At 65.9% G+C, this 16,149-nt stretch carries 16 protein-coding genes; 4 read left to right on the plus strand and 12 right to left on the minus strand.

Annotated features, from left to right (window positions below):
• Nucleotides 1-33 precede the first annotated feature (33 nt).
• Genes WDX12_RS18205 through WDX12_RS18215 form a run of 3 tightly spaced genes read left to right on the plus strand, consistent with a single transcriptional unit; the run spans nt 34 to nt 3,764 of the window.
• Nucleotides 34-1,680: an amino acid ABC transporter permease gene (locus tag WDX12_RS18205; protein ID WP_434721478.1), complete on the plus strand. Its 1,647-nt coding sequence runs from the start codon at nt 34-36 to the stop codon at nt 1,678-1,680.
• Nucleotides 1,661-3,076, plus strand: coding sequence for a GH1 family beta-glucosidase (locus tag WDX12_RS18210; protein ID WP_434721479.1), 1,416 nt, complete (start codon nt 1,661-1,663; stop codon nt 3,074-3,076). The genes WDX12_RS18205 and WDX12_RS18210 overlap by 20 nt, the downstream gene beginning before the upstream one ends.
• Entirely contained in the window at nt 3,066-3,764 is a 699-nt protein-coding gene (locus WDX12_RS18215; RefSeq protein ID WP_434721480.1) for an SDR family oxidoreductase, read from the plus strand. Before WDX12_RS18210 ends, WDX12_RS18215 begins: the two co-directional genes overlap by 11 nt.
• 610 nt (nt 3,765-4,374) lie before the next feature.
• Here WDX12_RS18215 and WDX12_RS18220 read toward each other — a convergent pair.
• Nucleotides 4,375-5,298: an AraC family transcriptional regulator gene (locus tag WDX12_RS18220; protein ID WP_434721481.1), complete on the minus strand. Its 924-nt coding sequence runs from the start codon at nt 5,296-5,298 to the stop codon at nt 4,375-4,377.
• 124 nt (nt 5,299-5,422) lie between these two features.
• Here WDX12_RS18220 and WDX12_RS18225 point away from each other — a divergent pair, with 124 nt between their 5' ends.
• Entirely contained in the window at nt 5,423-6,184 is a 762-nt protein-coding gene (locus WDX12_RS18225; RefSeq protein ID WP_434721482.1) for an SDR family NAD(P)-dependent oxidoreductase, read from the plus strand.
• Between the two features lie 37 nt (nt 6,185-6,221).
• On the opposite strand, the gene WDX12_RS18230 is transcribed toward WDX12_RS18225, so the two are convergent.
• From WDX12_RS18230 to WDX12_RS18280, 11 genes are all read right to left on the minus strand, one after another.
• Entirely contained in the window at nt 6,222-6,521 is a 300-nt protein-coding gene (locus WDX12_RS18230) for a helix-turn-helix transcriptional regulator (protein WP_434721483.1), read from the minus strand.
• A gap of 131 nt (nt 6,522-6,652) precedes the next feature.
• Entirely contained in the window at nt 6,653-7,738 is a 1,086-nt protein-coding gene (locus tag WDX12_RS18235; protein ID WP_434721484.1) for a Gfo/Idh/MocA family protein, read from the minus strand.
• A gap of 52 nt (nt 7,739-7,790) precedes the next feature.
• The gene (locus WDX12_RS18240; protein ID WP_434721485.1) at nt 7,791-8,555 is read right to left on the minus strand and encodes an ATP-binding cassette domain-containing protein; all 765 of its coding nucleotides are present in this window, start codon (nt 8,553-8,555) and stop codon (nt 7,791-7,793) included.
• Nucleotides 8,552-9,556, minus strand: a complete 1,005-nt coding sequence (locus WDX12_RS18245) for an ABC transporter permease (RefSeq protein ID WP_434721486.1) — start codon at nt 9,554-9,556, stop codon at nt 8,552-8,554. The genes WDX12_RS18240 and WDX12_RS18245 overlap by 4 nt, the downstream gene beginning before the upstream one ends.
• Nucleotides 9,553-10,539, minus strand: a complete 987-nt coding sequence (locus WDX12_RS18250) for a sugar ABC transporter substrate-binding protein (RefSeq protein WP_320298550.1) — start codon at nt 10,537-10,539, stop codon at nt 9,553-9,555. Before WDX12_RS18250 ends, WDX12_RS18245 begins: the two co-directional genes overlap by 4 nt.
• A 317-nt stretch (nt 10,540-10,856) precedes the next feature.
• The gene (locus tag WDX12_RS18255; protein ID WP_434721487.1) at nt 10,857-11,864 is read right to left on the minus strand and encodes an ROK family protein; all 1,008 of its coding nucleotides are present in this window, start codon (nt 11,862-11,864) and stop codon (nt 10,857-10,859) included.
• A complete protein-coding gene (locus WDX12_RS18260) occupies nt 11,864-12,586 on the minus strand; it encodes a ribulose-phosphate 3-epimerase (protein ID WP_434721488.1) in 723 nt (240 codons plus the stop codon). The genes WDX12_RS18255 and WDX12_RS18260 overlap by 1 nt, the downstream gene beginning before the upstream one ends.
• Nucleotides 12,583-13,410: an alpha/beta fold hydrolase gene (locus WDX12_RS18265; RefSeq protein WP_434721489.1), complete on the minus strand. Its 828-nt coding sequence runs from the start codon at nt 13,408-13,410 to the stop codon at nt 12,583-12,585. The genes WDX12_RS18260 and WDX12_RS18265 overlap by 4 nt, the downstream gene beginning before the upstream one ends.
• Nucleotides 13,410-14,228, minus strand: coding sequence for a sugar phosphate isomerase/epimerase family protein (locus WDX12_RS18270; protein WP_320298554.1), 819 nt, complete (start codon nt 14,226-14,228; stop codon nt 13,410-13,412). Before WDX12_RS18270 ends, WDX12_RS18265 begins: the two co-directional genes overlap by 1 nt.
• The gene (locus WDX12_RS18275) at nt 14,228-15,304 is read right to left on the minus strand and encodes a Gfo/Idh/MocA family protein (protein ID WP_320298555.1); all 1,077 of its coding nucleotides are present in this window, start codon (nt 15,302-15,304) and stop codon (nt 14,228-14,230) included. The genes WDX12_RS18270 and WDX12_RS18275 overlap by 1 nt, the downstream gene beginning before the upstream one ends.
• Before the next feature lie 4 nt (nt 15,305-15,308).
• Nucleotides 15,309-16,130, minus strand: a complete 822-nt coding sequence (locus WDX12_RS18280; RefSeq protein WP_434721490.1) for a sugar phosphate isomerase/epimerase family protein — start codon at nt 16,128-16,130, stop codon at nt 15,309-15,311.
• Nucleotides 16,131-16,149 lie beyond the last annotated feature (19 nt).

The following is a 16,149-nucleotide window of genomic DNA, read 5'->3' on the forward strand; positions in this document are numbered from 1 at the left end:
GCCGGGACCTTTTTGTTGGAGGGCGGTCATTCGATGCAGCTCCTGATGCGCCTTCGGCCCAGCAATCTCATCATTGCCGCCGCCCTGCCGTTCATCGTCTACCTCTTTGCCTCGTCGGCCGATTACCAGCGTTCGCTGCGCGCTATCCTCGGCGTCGAGCACGGCTCGTCAGCGTTCGTGCCCGGCTTTGTGCTGCTGGCTGTCGCCTTCGCCGCCGGCATCGGCGTCATCGTCTTCAGTCGCGCCAAGGCACTGAAACCGCGCCTTGCGCTGTTATGCGCCGCCATCAACCTCGTGGCGGCGCTCGCCGCAGCGACGACCGGCCTGGTCTATCCCTACGCATCGTCGGTCGTTGCCAACGCCGTCGATCCTTTCACGTCCAAGCTGGTCGTCCAGGGCGTGACGCCCCGCCAGTTGACCGGCGAGGCCGAGGCGATGGTGCACGGCCACGTCTCGACGCTTTTGTGGATCTATCTAGCTGTGACCGTCGTCGCCCTCGCTCTTTTTCTCGTCGGCGGCCGGCGGGATAATGGCGACGTCACGCGGCGCGCCGGACGCGCGACCCTCGGCCTGGTCAACGGCGCCGGGCTGGTCTTTATCCTGTTCCTGGCGCCGATGGCCTTCGCGGCCGGCGTGGCCACCACCATCCGCGCGGCGATCGCGGCCTATATTCTGGCGGCGCTGCTCGGCCTCGTCTGGGTCGGCCTGCTCAACCTAGAATACAGCAGGCGAGCCGATTTCTCCTTCATTGTCATCACGGCGTTGCTGGCCTGCGCGGCCGCATGGTTCCTGATGCAGCCGCGCCAGGCCTACACGCTGGCGGGCAGCCTTGAAGGCAAGGTCGCCGTGATATCGGGCACGCCCGCCGGCATGATCGGCGCCGTGCGCTTCGGCCAGTTTCCATCCGGCCCCGAAAACGAAGTGCCGCTGCGCACCTTCAAGGGTGCGCCGGAAGCGCTCGCCGCGCTGGCCAAGAAGGACGTCAGCGCCGCGCTGCTTCCCTCCGCCTCGGCGCCCGCCGACCTGCCGGTGCTCTGGCAGACGCAGACGCTGAGCGACCGCGACAAGGCATCCGGCATCACGCTCGCTGTGCTTGCCATCGTGCTTGGCCTGCTGACCTTCGGCGGCCATATCCACCGCCGCCATCCGCTCTCGATCGGCTCGGAATTCATCGTCGACACCATTCGCGGCATCCCGATGCTGGTCATCGTGCTCTATGTCGGCCTGCCGCTGGCGGGCGCGCTCAAGGACGCCACCCAGGGCGTCTTCGATCCGCCGAACCTTGCGCGCGGCATCGCCGCCATGGCGCTGGCCTACTCCGCCTATCTGGCCGAGATCTTTCGCTCCGGCATCAATGCCATCCCGCGCGGCCAGCTCGAAGCGGCGCGCAGCCTCGGCCTCAATGGCTGGCAGACGGCGCGACTGGTGATCCTGCCCCAGGCCTTCCGCATCATCATCCCGCCGCTCGGCAACGAGCTGATCGCCATCCTGAAGGACACCTCGCTGCTGTCGATCCTGTCGATCCGCGATATCACCCAGCGCATGCGGGAATTCCAGTCGGCAAGCTTCCTGCCCTTCGCCCCATACAACTCCGCCGCCATCTTCTACATCCTGCTGACGCTGGCGGCGGCCAGCCTGGTCAGTACCGTCGAGAGAAAATATGACATCAAGCATCGATAAATCGCGCCGGGATATCGAAGCGCGGGCCGCTTCCCTCGTCATGCCGAAAGGCTTCGTCTTCGGCGCCGCCACCGCGTCCTATCAGATCGAGGGCGCGCCGGCCGCCGACGGCAAGGGCGAGAGTATCTGGGACCGCTTCTGCAAGGTTCCGGGCGTGATCATCGACGGCTCCAGCGGCGACGTTGCCTGTGACAGCTACCATCGCTGGGGCGACGACATTGCCGTGCTCAAGACGCTTGGTCTCGGCGCTTATCGCTTTTCGCTCGCCTGGACCCGGCTTCTCCCCGAGGGCCGCGGTATTCCCAACGCCAAGGGCATCGCCTTCTACGACAGGCTGATCGACGGCCTGCTGGAAGCCGGCATCGAGCCTTATCTCACGCTCTACCACTGGGATCTGCCGCAGGCGCTGCAGGAGCGCGGCGGCTGGTACAGCCGCGATACTTCCGACGCGCTTGCCGAATACGCTGCACTTGCCGCGCGCAGCTTCGGCGACCGAGTCAAGAAATGGACGACGCTCAACGAACCCTGGACCTTCTGCTGGTCGGGCCACGCCTCGGGCGAGGACGCCCCGGGCTTGCGCGACGGGACGAAAGGCGGCGCCGCCGCCAGCCATCACGCGCTGCTAGGCCACGGCAAGGCCGTGCCGGCCATCCGCGCCGAGGTGCCCGACGCGTCGGTCGGCATCGTCTTCGACCTCAACGTCGCCGAGCCGGCAAGCGGCGACCCGCGCGATGTCGCCGCGGCGCGGCGCTTCGACGGCGCGCAGAACCGCTGGTTCCTCGACGCCGTCTTCAAGGGCGCCTATCCGCAGGACATGCTCGACCTCTATGGCGACCTGCTTCCGGAGATCCACGCAGACGACAACAGGCTGATCGCAACGCCCGTCGACTATCTCGGGGTCAACATCTATCGCCGTTCGGTGATAGCGGCGGGCACGGAACTTAGCCCCCTCGACTATCGCCGCGTGCAGCCGGAAGGGCTCTATTCGGCGGTGGGCTACGAGATCTGGCCGCGCTCGATGTACGACATCCTGCGCTACGTCAACGACCGCTATGCGCCGCAAGCGATCTACATTTCCGAGAACGGCGTCGCGACGCGGCCCGAGCGGGTCGGCGCCGACGGACATATCTGGGACGATCTGCGCGCCGCCTACTATGTCGACCATCTCGAGCAGGTGGCGAAGGCCGCGGCCGAGGGCGTGCCGATGAAGGGCTATTTCGCCTGGACGCTGATGGACAATTTCGAATGGGCCTACGGCTATACGACGCCCTTCGGCATCACTCATGTCGACTACGAAACGCAGGAACGGCGCGTCAAATATTCCGGCGAGATCTATGCCACGATCGCAAGGCAGGAAAGTCTCGTGCCGGCGCGGAGAGCCGGGCGTGGCCGCTGAGCCAGGACAGCCGGGCACCGTCCTGATCACCGGCGCGGGGCGTGGCCTCGGCCGCGAACTGGCCCGCCAGTATGCGCGGGCCGGCTGGCGGGTCATCGCCTGCGGCCGCGCCTTCCCCGCGGATGGTTTTGAGGAACGCGTCGAATTCCAGCCGCTGGACGTGACCGATCCGGCATCGATCCGCTCCCTTGCGGCGCAGCTGGCGGACCGGCCTCTCGACGTGCTGGTCAACAATGCCGCCGTCCGCAGCCGGGCGCCCGGATTGGTGGCCCTGGAGCCGGAGGCGTTCCTCGACGTCATCAGCGCCAATACGCTGGCGCCGATCCTCATGGCCAAGGCCCTGCTCCCGAACCTTCGGCTAGCCGCCGGCCCCCTCATCGCCAATATCGGCAGCCGCGCCGGCTCGATGGCGGAAGGCCTGCTCGACGATGATGACGACGACTATGCCTATCGCTGCTCCAAGGCCGCGCTCAACATGGCGACGGTGCAGCTCGCGCGCGACCTGAAGCCCGCCGGCATCACTGTGCTCGCGCTTCACCCGGGCTGGGTGAAAACCGATATGGGTGGCCCCGAAGCGGCTTTGCCAGCGGAGGACAGCGCCCGCGGCCTTTGCGAAATAATCCACTGCGCATCGGTCGAGGACAGCGGTTCGTTCCTTACTTTCGACGGCAAGCGGGTCGGCTGGTAGGTCAACAACTGCGGGGTGAAAGGATTGTTGTCCACCCACTTTTATCAGCCGCCGCGCGGTCAGTGATCGCTGCGTCACTCGGAATTCCCGGCTACGGGGCGCTCCGGCGCAGGGGGAGGGGTCAATTTTGCACGCCGATTCACGGTCAGCTCGCGGCCTCCCGCACGGCCTTGGGCAGGCTGGCACACATAGCAGCACGCTCGGCTCCGATCAGGACTTTCACTTACCCGAGATGTTCCGATGGGACGCGCATACGGCTAAAGCGCGTCGCGTCGGAACGGCCTCATGCGGCGCGCTTTAGGTTGTTGTTTTTATGCATGTCGTTGTCCCAAAACCGCTGCGCACTTTTGGGCGACATGCATTAAGGTCAACGCGCCGACCAGCGCATTAATCTGGCGTTGCTCTGAGGAAGCCGTGCTCGAAACCGGATCCCTGTTGCAAGAGGCCTGATGGGTACAAGCGGGCCGACATTTGGCAGACTTTAGTCCGCAGCTGGTGAACACCATGTCCAGAACTGAGGCAGCAACATTGCAGACGGATAAGGTCACGTCAGCGGTATTCAGGCTGTCGATATCAGCCCGCCCATAAGGGCACGGCCGCAGCGAGCGCCTCAACTTGACACCAGGGCACTGTCCCGGGTTGCCCAGTAGTTTCGCGGCGAATGCCCGAACACGCGCTTGAAGGTGTTGCCAAACGAGCTTTCGGAGGCGAAGCCGAGATCGTGGGCCAGATCGGCGAGCGAAGTGTTTGCGTTGCGCAGCGCGTCCCGCGCCTTCTCCATCCGCCAACGACGCAGGTACTCCATCGGTGGCATGCCGACCGCCTCCTTGAAATGGGCGACGTAGGAAGACCGCGACATGCCGGCCTCGGCGGCGAGTTCTCTCAGTGTCCACTGCCGCTCGGGCGTCCGGTGCATCAGGTTGATAGAGGCGCCGAGGCGCGGGTCCTTCAGAGCGGCAAGCCATCCCCCGACACCTCCGCCACCTTGATCCACGAAAGCCCGCAGCGCCTGCACGAGAAGAATGTCGGCGAGGCGGTGCGTCAACAGCGTCGTGCCCATTCGCGCCGCTCGCACCTCTTCGTCCAGAAGCTTCAGCGAACCATGCAGAACGGCGGCCGAGGGACCGGCGGCGGACAGGATCATCACATCGGGAAGGACATCCAGCAGCAGCCCGGCATTGTTGCCTTCGAGGGCGAAGCCGCCGCCGAGCAAGACGGTATCGTCACCCTGATACCGCGCGATGTCGGAGCGATCCCAATCGAAGGCAGCCATGCCGTCTTCGGGGCGTTTGCCGGGATCGCTTGCGACGACATAGTCTGAAGCGTTGGCGAGCAGAAATGTGTCGCCTGTTTCAAGGCGGTACCGCTCCTCACCGTTGAGGATGAGCCAGCATCCGCCCTTCAGCACCGCTACGAATTTGAGGATTGGTTTCGCCGGGAAGCGCCATGCCCATTCGCCGGCCGCTTCCAGCCGCGTGCAGGGTATGCTGCGCATCTCTATCAGCGCCAGGATATCGGACAGCGCGTCATGCAATTTGGACTCCTGATGTAGACACTTGGCCGTTCAAGCATGGATAGTCCAGGGCATCTTCGTTTATCACGGAACGAAGGGTTGGGAAACCGACCTGGATACACCGATCTGAAAATGAGGATGAGATATGGCACAGGTACTGAACGGCAAAGTGGCGGTGATCACCGGCGGCGCGCGTGGCGTGGGCTTCGGCATCGCGACCACATTTATTCGAGAGGGCGCCGTGGTTGTCATCACGGGCCGGGAAGACGACGACCTTCAATCAGCTTGCGCGAAGTTGGGAGAGAATGCCTTCGGGACCGTCGCGGATGCCGGCAGCCCGTCCGGGATGGATCGGCTGCTGAAAGACGTGAAGGCGCGGCACGGCCGGCTCGATATCCTGGTGGCCAACGCTGTCGTCGGCGAGCATGCGCCGCTCGGCGCGATCACCGAAGATCAGGTCGACAAGATGATCGATGTCAATTTCAAGGGCATCGTGTTCGCAATCCAGTCGGCTGTTCCTCTGATGACAGAGACAGGCTCTGTCATCATGATCGGGTCCACTGCATCCGTGGAGCCACCCGCCGGAATGGGCGTCTATGGCGGTCTCAAGGCGGCGCTGCGCGGCTGCATGCGGGCCTGGATCAAGGACGTGAAGGGAACGGGCATCAGGATCAATCTGCTGAGCCCCGGAGCGGTCGACACGCCGTCGCTTCGCAGTGCATCCGCCAAGGCCGGCGGCGAGGGGAAGGTGGAAGCGATTATCCAATCGATCCGCGACCGGCATCCCGCCGGCCGTATCGGTGAGCCCGACGAGATCGGTAAGGCGGCCGTGTTTCTGGCCAGCGAAGCCTCGAGCTACGTCAACGGCCTCGAGATGTTCGTTGACGGCGGCTTGACCACCGTGTGAGCCTGACGAGGCGCGGCAGATGCTAGGTTGACCGACGCTAATCCGTCCTGGTGCCGGCCTCCTTTCTCCATAGGCGAGGTGTCTGGCCAACGGTGCAACGAAACACGCGCGTCAGATGGCTTTGGTCGACGAACCCGCCCGCGAGGGCCACTTCGCAAATTCCAAGCCTGCTTTGGCTGAGCAACGTCTTTGCCTTGCGGATGCGCTCGCTCATAAGCCACTTGTACGGCGGAACACCCATCGTCCGGCGAAAGGCGCGGGCGAAGTAGCTGACCGAGAGGCTGCAGGCCTGGGCGATGTCGGCAATGGCGACGTCGCCGCTCAAATTGGCCAGCATAGCATCACCTCGAAGGTCAAATTGGCGATCGAGTCGCCAAGCAGCGCCAATTCCGATTTCGGCTTCTATCTGCTGGTGCGTCCTCGCCAAGGCCGCGCCGGCCAGCGGCCATGACGAGACAAGCGGCGATCTCAGGTCCCGCCGCACGCTTTCATCCGCTCGATGATCTCGGCCATTAGCGCCAGGTCGCGGCGCGAATCCGCAAGGTCAGTCAGCGGCCTGGTGCGGTCCATGATGTGGCGGTGGAAAGCCTCGAGCTCGTTGGAGAAGGCGTCTCCATAGAGCGGACCCAGCGCTTTCGTCACGGGGCCGAGCGGGCCGGCTTCCGTCACCTCCAGCCGCGTCGGCAGACTGCGGATATAGGGCGTGTCGTAGATGATGCGCACGCGCTTTGTGTTCGAGCGTACCTCGATCATGGCGTCGAACAGGCCGAGGTCGTCGACCACCGCGTCATAGAGGCAGGCGAAGTGGCCATAGTCGAAGGTGACGCTGGTGTTGGCGCCGCCATTGGTGCGGTGAGCTGCAACCACCCGCCGCGGTTCGCCGATCAGTCCGCGCATCGCCGAGATGTGGTGCGAAGAAAGCGCCGTCAGCCCGCGATAGGCGCGGACCAGATCGCCCGAGGCGTCCTTGCCCACGACCTCGCGGATCAGCGCGTCCCGCTCCTTTGCGCCGCGCGCAAGGATCGCCGGATCGATGTCGTGCGGGTAGAGGATGTTCTGGCTCTTGTTCAGGAAATGCCGGCCCTCCGAGATGAGGTCGAAGATGCGCACATGGGTGATGTCGCCATGCGCCGGCAGCTCTTCGCGCGCCGCCAGGTAGGCCGGCGCGTAGCGGCGCATATAGCCGACGAAGACGGTCTTGGCGTAGTCCTTGCTCAGCGCCAAAAGCTCGTCGATCTCGCGCACCGTCAGGCAGGCGGGTTTTTCCAGCAGGATATGCTTGTCGGCCGCGATGGCGGCACGCACGAAGCGGCTGTGCGTGTCGTCGGAGGAGAGCACGAACACCGCGTCGATGTCGGGCGAGCCGATCAGCGCTTCCGCGCTCTCATATGCTTTGGCGGTCGCATATTCCGAGGTAACGAGTTTCACCAGGCTCGGCGAAACGTCGTGCACGCCCGCAATCACCCAGCGGTCGCGCTGGTCGGCCAGCACCGGCAGATGGATCGACTGCGCGACCTCTCCAAGACCCACAAGCCCGACACGGATCAGCGCCACGGCAACACTCCCATTCCACGAAATTGTTTCAAGTTCCAAGGCGTCGCGCGCGTCACGCCGCCCCGGTCACCAGCGCCACCAGCTCGTTGCCGCTGGTTTCGGATGCGCGCACCGTCGCCACCATCCTGCCGGCGCGCATCACCCAGATCTGGTCGGACAGGCGCCGCACCTGATCGAAATTATGGCTGATCAGGATGACGCTCACGCCTTGCTCGCGCAGCTTGCGGATCAGCGCCTCGACATTGGCCGTCTCCTGCACGCCGAGCGCCGCCGTCGGCTCGTCCATCACCACCAGCTTGGCGCCGGAACCGGCGGCCCGGCAGATCGAGATCGCCTGCCTTTGCCCGCCCGACAGGCGCCGCACGCGCTGGCCCACCGAGGGCACGTTGATCGACAGCTTGGACAGCATGGCGCGGGCCTGGGCCTTCATCGCCTTGCGGTCGAGCAGCGCGAACGGGCCGATGCGGCGAACGATCTCGCGATTGAGGAAAAGGTTCTGCGCCACCGTCAATTCGTCGATCAGCGCCAGATTCTGGTGCACCGTCTCGATGCCTGCCTTACGCGCCTCGTCCGGATTGGCGAACGGATGCTGGCGGCCGTCGAAATAGATCGCGCCGCCGTCCGGTTGATGCACGCCGACCAGGCAGCGAATCAGCGTCGACTTGCCGGCGCCGTTGTCGCCGATCACGGCTGTGACCTCGCCGCGGCGGGCCTGGAAGCCGACATCGGTGAAGGCGCGGATGCCGCCGAAATGCTTGCTCAGCCCCTCGCAGGCAAGCACCGCTTCGGCGGATGGGATATGATTGACGACGCTCATTTCTGATACCGCATGATCAGCGCCGCCAGCACCACGATGGCGCCCACGGCAAGCGGTTGGTAGAAGGCCGAGACGCTGAGCAGCGTCAGCCCGTTGACCAGCGCCGTCAGCATCAGCGCGCCGATGGCCGGCCCCAGGATGCTGGCGCGGCCGCCGAACAGGCTGACGCCGCCCAGCACCACGGCCGCCACCGAATTCAACAGCAGGCTGGTGTTGATCTGCGGCTCGGCCGAGCCGATGCGCGCCACCAGGAGGATCGCGGCGATGCCGGCGCAGAAGCCGGAGATCGTGTATGCGGCGATCTTGACCCGGCCGGTGCGGATGCCCAGCGCGGCAGCGCTTTCGGCCTGGCCGCCGGTCGCCAGAAGATGCACGCCGAAGCGCGTGTGGTAAAGCGCGATATGGGCGACGACGACCGCCGCGATCGCCACCCAGACGGGATAGCCGAACGGTCCGAACGAGCCGGATGCGAGCTTGAGCAGGAAGGTCGAGCCGACCATGCTCGGTTCGCCGCCGGAGATGATCAGGCCGAGCCCGGTGATGCCGGAGAGCGTGCCGAGCGTGACCACGAAATCGGGAATGCGCCCCGCGATGATCAGCACGCCGTTGAGCAGGCCGACCGCGCTGGTGGCGAGAACCGCGAGCACGCAGGCCGCAAAGATGCCCCAGCCGGCGGCGTTGACAAGGCCGAGGATGACGGCGCCCAGCATGACGGCGGCGGCCAGCGACAGGTCGATGCCGGAGGTCGCGACGACGAAGGTCTGGCCGATCGACAGCACGACAAGGATCGCGGCGGCGAGCAGCAGCGCCTGCAGGTTGGCGATGCTGAGGAAGACCGGCGAGGTGACGCCGAACAGGATGACGAGGCCGACCAGGCCGACCACGGATGCCCAGTCGGCCCAGAAGGAAGGATCGAGGAGGAGAGCCGCAAGGGAGGAACGGCTCTCCTCCGTCGCGCCCGCCGATGGGGCGGCGGGCGCGTTGTCTGTCGGTAGGCTCACTTCAGCAGCTCGCGCAACGGATCGGGATAGTCGCCGCCGGGGGCGGGGAAGTTCTTCAGCGATGCCTCGGCATTGGCCTTGTTGATGAGCAGCACCGGCGCCGGCACGTTGGCAGGCAGTTCCTTGCCCATCACCGCCGCCTTGCAGGCCTCCACGCCCATCGCGCCGACCACATAGGGGTATTGCGCGACGGTGGCCGTGAGTTCGCCGGCCGCGACCGATTTCAGCGCGTCGACGATGCCGTCGAGGCCGATCACCTTGACGTCCTTGCCCGACGTCTGCACGGCGCGCTCGACGCCGAGCGCCATGATGTCGTTGGCGGCGAAGAAGCCGGCGAGGTCCGGATGGGCGGCCAGGATGTCGGTGGCCGCCGTCAGCGCCTTCTCGCGGTCCCAGTCGGCGCTCACCATCACAACCACTTCGAGCTTGCCCTCGACGGCCTGCTTAAAGCCCTTGATGCGGGCGTTGGAGCCGACGTCGCCGACGATGCCGGCGATAAGCGCCACCTTGGAGCCCTTCGGCACCAGCTTCAGCATCTCCTCGCCGGCCAGCGCGCCGGCGGCGACGTTGTCGGTGCCGATATAGGTGGAGACGGCGAAGCCCGCAGCCTTGGCCTGCTCGGCGTCGATGGTCGAGTCGATGTTGATGATCGGCTTCTTCTTCTGCGCCACCGGCACCAGCGCCTGCACCAGGTTGGAGACGCTGATCGGGTTGACCAGGTAACAGTCGTAATCCTGCAGGGCCATGGCGGTCAGCTTGTCGGCCTGGCCGGTCGCGTCGCCCATATTGGCGGCGGCCTGGACGGTGACGGCGACGCCGTCGGCCTTGGCTTGCTCCTCGATGCCCTTCTGCATGGTCTGGAAGAAAGGGTTGTCGAGGCCTTTCACGATCGCCGCGACCTTCGCGTCCCCCGCATAGGCCGGCGCCGAGACGATGGTTGCAAGCAGGCCCGCGCCTAGCGTCAGGCCGTTGAAGATGCGCATGGATATTCCTCCTCCGAATTTTGGGTTGTCGGCTCGTTTTCCGGGAGCGGGAATGCCTGACGGGACACAAGCGACCCCGGCGCTTGCCCTGCGAAAGTGATGACCGGATGCCGACTGCCCGCTGCGCGGATTGCGCCCCCGGGTTCGGGTTTCTTCTGTGACAGGCATTGCTCCTCCCAGAGCGCTGGCTGATGCATCGCCAGCATTTCCGCATGCTTTATAAAAATTTGACATGCGTCAATAATTAAAATGGTGTGCCGCCTGTTTTGATGTGCTGCAATGCAGCAGGAATCGAAGAGGCCGCTCCATCGTTTTCGTCATGCTCGGGTGGAGGCCTTCGTTGCCTCGTTCTGCACCATCGCCAGCGCCGTGCCGGGCTCGCCCTCCCACAGGATCAGGCTGGCGGCGCCGACCAGGCCGGCACGGTCGCCGAGCTCGGCTCGCACCATCGGCACGTCGCGATAGGCGGCCATCGCGCGCTCGTCGATGGTCGCCCGTATCCCCGGCGCCAAAAGGTCGAAACCGTTGGAGAGCCCACCGCCCATGACGATCAGGTCGGGCGAATAAAGATGCAGCAGATTGGTGAAGCCTATGCCCAGCCATCTCGCCTCGGCCTCGATCAGCTGGCGGGCGGTCGCATCGCCTGCGAGCGCGGCCTCCACGACATGCCGGCCGGAGATGTCTCCGTCCTTGGCGAGGCGCCTCAACGCCGAACCGTCGCCCGGTGCTGTCAGCCGCGTCGCCTGCCGCCCCAGCGCGGTACCGGAGGCGACCGCCTCGAAGCAGCCGACATTGCCGCAGAAGCAGCGTTCGCCCTCGCCGGTGATCGTCATGTGGCCGATCTCGGCCGCCAGTCCGCGCCGTCCATGATAGATGTGGCCATCGGCGATGACGCCGCCGCCGATGCCGGTCGAGACGGTGACGAAGACCAAAGATTCCGTGCCGCGGCCGGCGCCGAAACGCCATTCGCCGAGTGCCGCCGCGTTGGCGTCGTTCTCCAGCCTGACCGGCAGGCCGAACTGCCGCCCCAGGATGTCGATCATCGGCACGTTGTGCCAGCCGGACAGGGTCGGCGGTCCGATGACGATGCCGGCCTTCGGATCGAGCGGCCCTGGCGCGCAGGCGCCGATGCCCATCACCTGGGCCTGCGGGTGGTCGTCCAGCAGTTTGTTGGCAAGCGCGATGATGCGGCCGATCACCGCGTCCGATCCAGCGCCGGCCATCGTCGGTTCCGAGACGCGCGCGATGACGTCGCCGCTGCGCTCGACCAGCGCGCCGCGCAGCTCCGTGCCGCCGAGATCGAAGGCAAGCGCGATCGTGCTCATCAGGCGGCGGCCTTCAATCCGTGCAGCCAGGCCATGCGCTGCGCGAGGTCCGGATCGCCGAAGGCGAGCGAGCCCAGCACCACAGTGTCGGCGCCGGCGGCGCTCAGCTTCGGCACGGTCTCGTGGCGGATGCCGCCATCGGCAGCGAGGATGATGTCGGCCTCGCGGCCGGCCTTCCGCATCAGCGCGCGCGCCTCGATCAGGCGCGGGCCGGCTTTTTCGGACAGGCTCTGTCCCTTGACGCCGATCGAGGTGCCGAGCAGCGTCACGAAGGCGACGTCCGACAGGAACGGCTCGATCGCCGACACCGGCGTCTCCAGCCGCAGCACCACGCCGGCCGCGGCGCCGAGCTCATGTGCCAGCTTCACCGCGCGCAGGCCGGCCTCGCCATTCTCGGCATGGATGGTGACGAGGTCGGCGCCGGCTTCGATGAACTGGCGCGTCTGCGTCTCGACGATTTCGGCCTCGACCATCAGATGCACATGGATCGGCCTTGCCGTCAGCTTTGCGATGCGCGCCACAAGGTCCGGGAAAAAAAGGAAGCCGGGCGTGAAGCGGGCGTCGGCCACGTCGATATGGTGCAGGTCGGCATAGGCTTCGATGCGCTTCAGGTCGCGCTCCATATTGGCGAGGTCCGCCGACCATAGCGAGAACTCGCCGATCAGCCGGTTGCGCGGCAAGGCGGCTATTGCCGAGGGGCCGGAGAGGGATTTGCTGGTCATGACGGAATGAGGCTCCGGACTTTCGAGTGGGATTGCAGGAAGTTTGCGATCTGCGTGTGCAGCTCGCTGAAATGCTTGGCGCCGTCGCGCGCCTTGGGGGTGATCTCGGCGAAGATCGCATCGGGTATCGCGGCGGCAAGCGTGTAGGCGGCCGAGAGCGGGTGCACGGCATCGACCGCATTGCCGATGACCAGCGTCGGAACGCGCAAGGCGGTGGCGCCCTGTTCGGAAACGCCCAGTCCGTCGGCCGCGATGTTGGACAGCACCTGCGCGAAGGTATGGGCATCCGCCCGGTCGAAATAGCCGAGCAGCGAGGTGAGATTGTCGGGCGCCTCGCGGTAGAGACGCAGCGCCGTCTCGGACTGCGCGAAGATCGTCCGCGCTCTGTCCGGACCATGATCGAGGATCAGGCGGGCGACCTCGGCGATCGGCTGCATGTTGTCCGGCGCCGGGCCGAAGCTCCACGCCGGCCGCACCAGCACCAGCCCGGTGATGCGATCAGGATGGCGGCAGGCAAGGCGCATGGCGATCGCCGCCCCCATCGACACGCCGCCGGCGACGAAGCGGTCGAGGCCGACCTGATCGGCGGCGGCGAGCACGTCGTCGGCGAACATCTGCAGCGAGAACGGCCGCCGCTCGCCAAGCCCGGAACCGCCATGCCCGCGGCATTCCAGCGTGATGCGCCGGAAGCCCGCGGGGAACGTCTGCGCGACCTGCGCCTCACCGCCGCCCAGCCCGTGCTGGAAGACGACCGCCAGGCCTTCGCCGGTATCGGTGATGCCGAGCACGGCACCGTCGCGGAGCAGCTTCGTCCGGGCCGCCATCAGACCAGCTCCTTGAGGAAGCATGCGACACCGGGCGCCTCCTCGGCCGTGAGCCCATGCGTCACCAGCGGTCCGTCGAAGCCGCCGGCCTTAAGGCGGGCGACGAAGTCGGGAAAGTCGACGACGCCTTGTCCCGCGGTGGCGAAGCGGCCGTCGGCAAAACGATCCTTGGCATGCGCCAAAGACACATGGCCCGCCGTTCGTTCGACCGCGGCGGCAACGATGGCGCGCGCCTCGTCGGGATTGGCCTGTTCGAACAGATTGGCGGGATCGAGCACGATGCGCAGACGCTTCGAACCCATCTCGGCGATCAGCCGCATGGCGTCGCCGGCCGAGGTGACGATGTTGGCCTGCTCCGGCTCGATGCCGAGATCGACGCCATGGCGCTCGGCCATCAGCAGGGCCTTCTCCATCTCGCGCGCCATGTCGGCCCAGGCCGAGGGATCGGCATTGTCCGGATGGTGCGTCCACTGGTCCCCGGCATTGCGCGTTCCGGTGCAGAGCGTGACGAGAGGCGTGGAAAGCTTGGCTGCTGTCTCGATGACGACGGCCAACCGGCGCTGCCCATCCTCGCGTACGGCTTTGTCGGGATGCGCCATGTTGTAGGTGCCCGAGAGCGCGACCAGGCCGATGCCCGAAGCCTTGGCGGCGGCATCGATGGCGCGGATCGCGTCGTCCGGAACACTATCCGGCATCGACGCCAGGCCGGCGCAGGCGAGGTTGAATTGGGTGACCGCGAAGCCCGCATCGCGCACGGCGGCAAGAACGCCGGACGGCTCGCTGCCCGCAAAAGTCTTGGCGAACACCCCGAACTGCATCAGACCGCTCCCGTCACGCTGGCGATCTCGACGCGTCCGCCGCTTTCGACCGAGCGGGCGATCGCCACCATGGCGCGGATCGAGGCGAGCCCGTCCTCGACATCGGCGCCGCGCATCGGCTTGCCGTCGAGCACCGTGTCGGCGAGGCCTTCCAACTGGCGGCGGAAGAAATGGCCATCGGCGCCGAGCGGTTTTCGCGATGTCGCGTCCTTCTCGTGGAAGATATCGACTTCGCTGGCGCGGAAGTACCAGGGATTGAAGGTCTTCGCGATCACCGAGCCGTTCTCGCCATAGAGCTGGAAGCCCTCGTGCCAGTCCATGCGCACGGCGACGGTGAGATCGAGATGGCCGAGCGCGCCATTGGCGAACTCGGTCTCGACGAACCAGCAATAGGCGCCGAAGCGCTCGTTCAGCCGGGCGCGCACGGCGGTGATCTCGCCGGCGAGGAAGCGCGCCGTGTCGACCAGATGCGAGCCATGCGCCAGCATGAAATATTGCCTGAGATCCGCCTTCGGATTGCCGGAGGGCTTCCTGGCCAGCTTGCTGGTGACGGGCAGCGGCTGCACGGCATCGGTGTTGGTGTAGCGATGCGTGGAATCGCAATACCAGGCCTTCAGCGCCAGGATGTCGCCCATCTCGTCGCGGACGAAATCGCGCGCCGCCTCCAGCGCCGGGTCGAAGCGCTTCATGTGCCCGACCTGCAGCACCTTGCCCGAGCGCTTGACCGCCTCGGCCAGCGTCTTGCCTTCCTCGACCGAGACGCCGATCGGCTTTTCGCACAGCACATGCTTGCCGGCCTCCAGCGCCTTGATCGACATCGGCACGTGATAGGCGTCCGAGGTGGCGACGATCACCGCCTCCAGTTCGGGGTCGGCGAGCATCTCGTCATAGTCGCCATATATCTTCTGCGGCTCGTAGGTCGCGCCCATGCGTGCCAGCAGATCGGGCGCGGCGTCGCAGATTGCGTAAAGATCGGCATTGCTCGCCTTCACGCAGGATTCCAGGTGCGCGAACTGCGCGATCGGCCCGCAGCCGAGCACACCGACACGAAGACGACGGTCTTTCTTGCGGATCATCGTCTTATGCCCCGTAGCCGCGCATGGTCTGGCGGTTGGTCTTGACCGCGCCGGCAGGATCAGCGGCGGCGGTCTCGGACTCTTCCTCAAGTACCAGCCAGCCGTTGAAATTGGGCGCGGCGCTCGCGATCTCGATCACCTTGGCCGTGTCGCAGACGCCTTTGCCGAGCATGGCCCAGCTGCCCTTCGCATCGACGTCCTTCAGATGCACGTAGCGGATGCGGTCGCGATAGGCGGTCAGCGTGTCGGCCATGTCCTTGTGACCGCGCAAAATGTGGCCGGTGTCCGGCACCCAGCCGACCAGCGAAGCGTCGAGCAGGGAGAAGATGCGGTCATAGTCGGCGCGGTCGAAGAGCAGCGTGTCGTGGTGCGAGCTCGGATGCACCGCGACCTGCACGCCGGCTTTACGGCCAAGCTCGCCGGCCTTGTTGTAGACGTCCGCGGCGATCGCGAACTTGTCGTCGCGCGGCCCGTCGGAAACGACGGTCGCCGAGCCCATCGACACCAGCGCGCCCGGAAAGGCGGCGGCGAAGTCGATCCAACGCTTGGCGGCCTCGAGGTCTTCGCCGATCTTGTCCTTCAGCGTGAAGCCGCTCTTCGAGCCGAAGGCGAAGGAGACCAGCGTCAGGCCGCGTGACTTCAGCGCCGCGGCGAATTCGGCCGGCTTGCCGGCATAGCGGCCGATCATCGTGTCGGTGATCTCGATGCCGGCATAGCCGCCATCGGCGATAGCCTTGATGAGATCGTCGGGGCCGCCGGTGAACCGGTCTCCCAGCATTTCCCAGGTGAAGGTCTGGCAGCCGACTTTGAGGTCTTTCACGTTCATCCTTTCATTCCTTGGTTCT

This window comes from Mesorhizobium sp. RIZ17 (assembly GCF_051127865.1).
Taxonomy (GTDB): domain Bacteria; phylum Pseudomonadota; class Alphaproteobacteria; order Rhizobiales; family Rhizobiaceae; genus Mesorhizobium; species Mesorhizobium humile.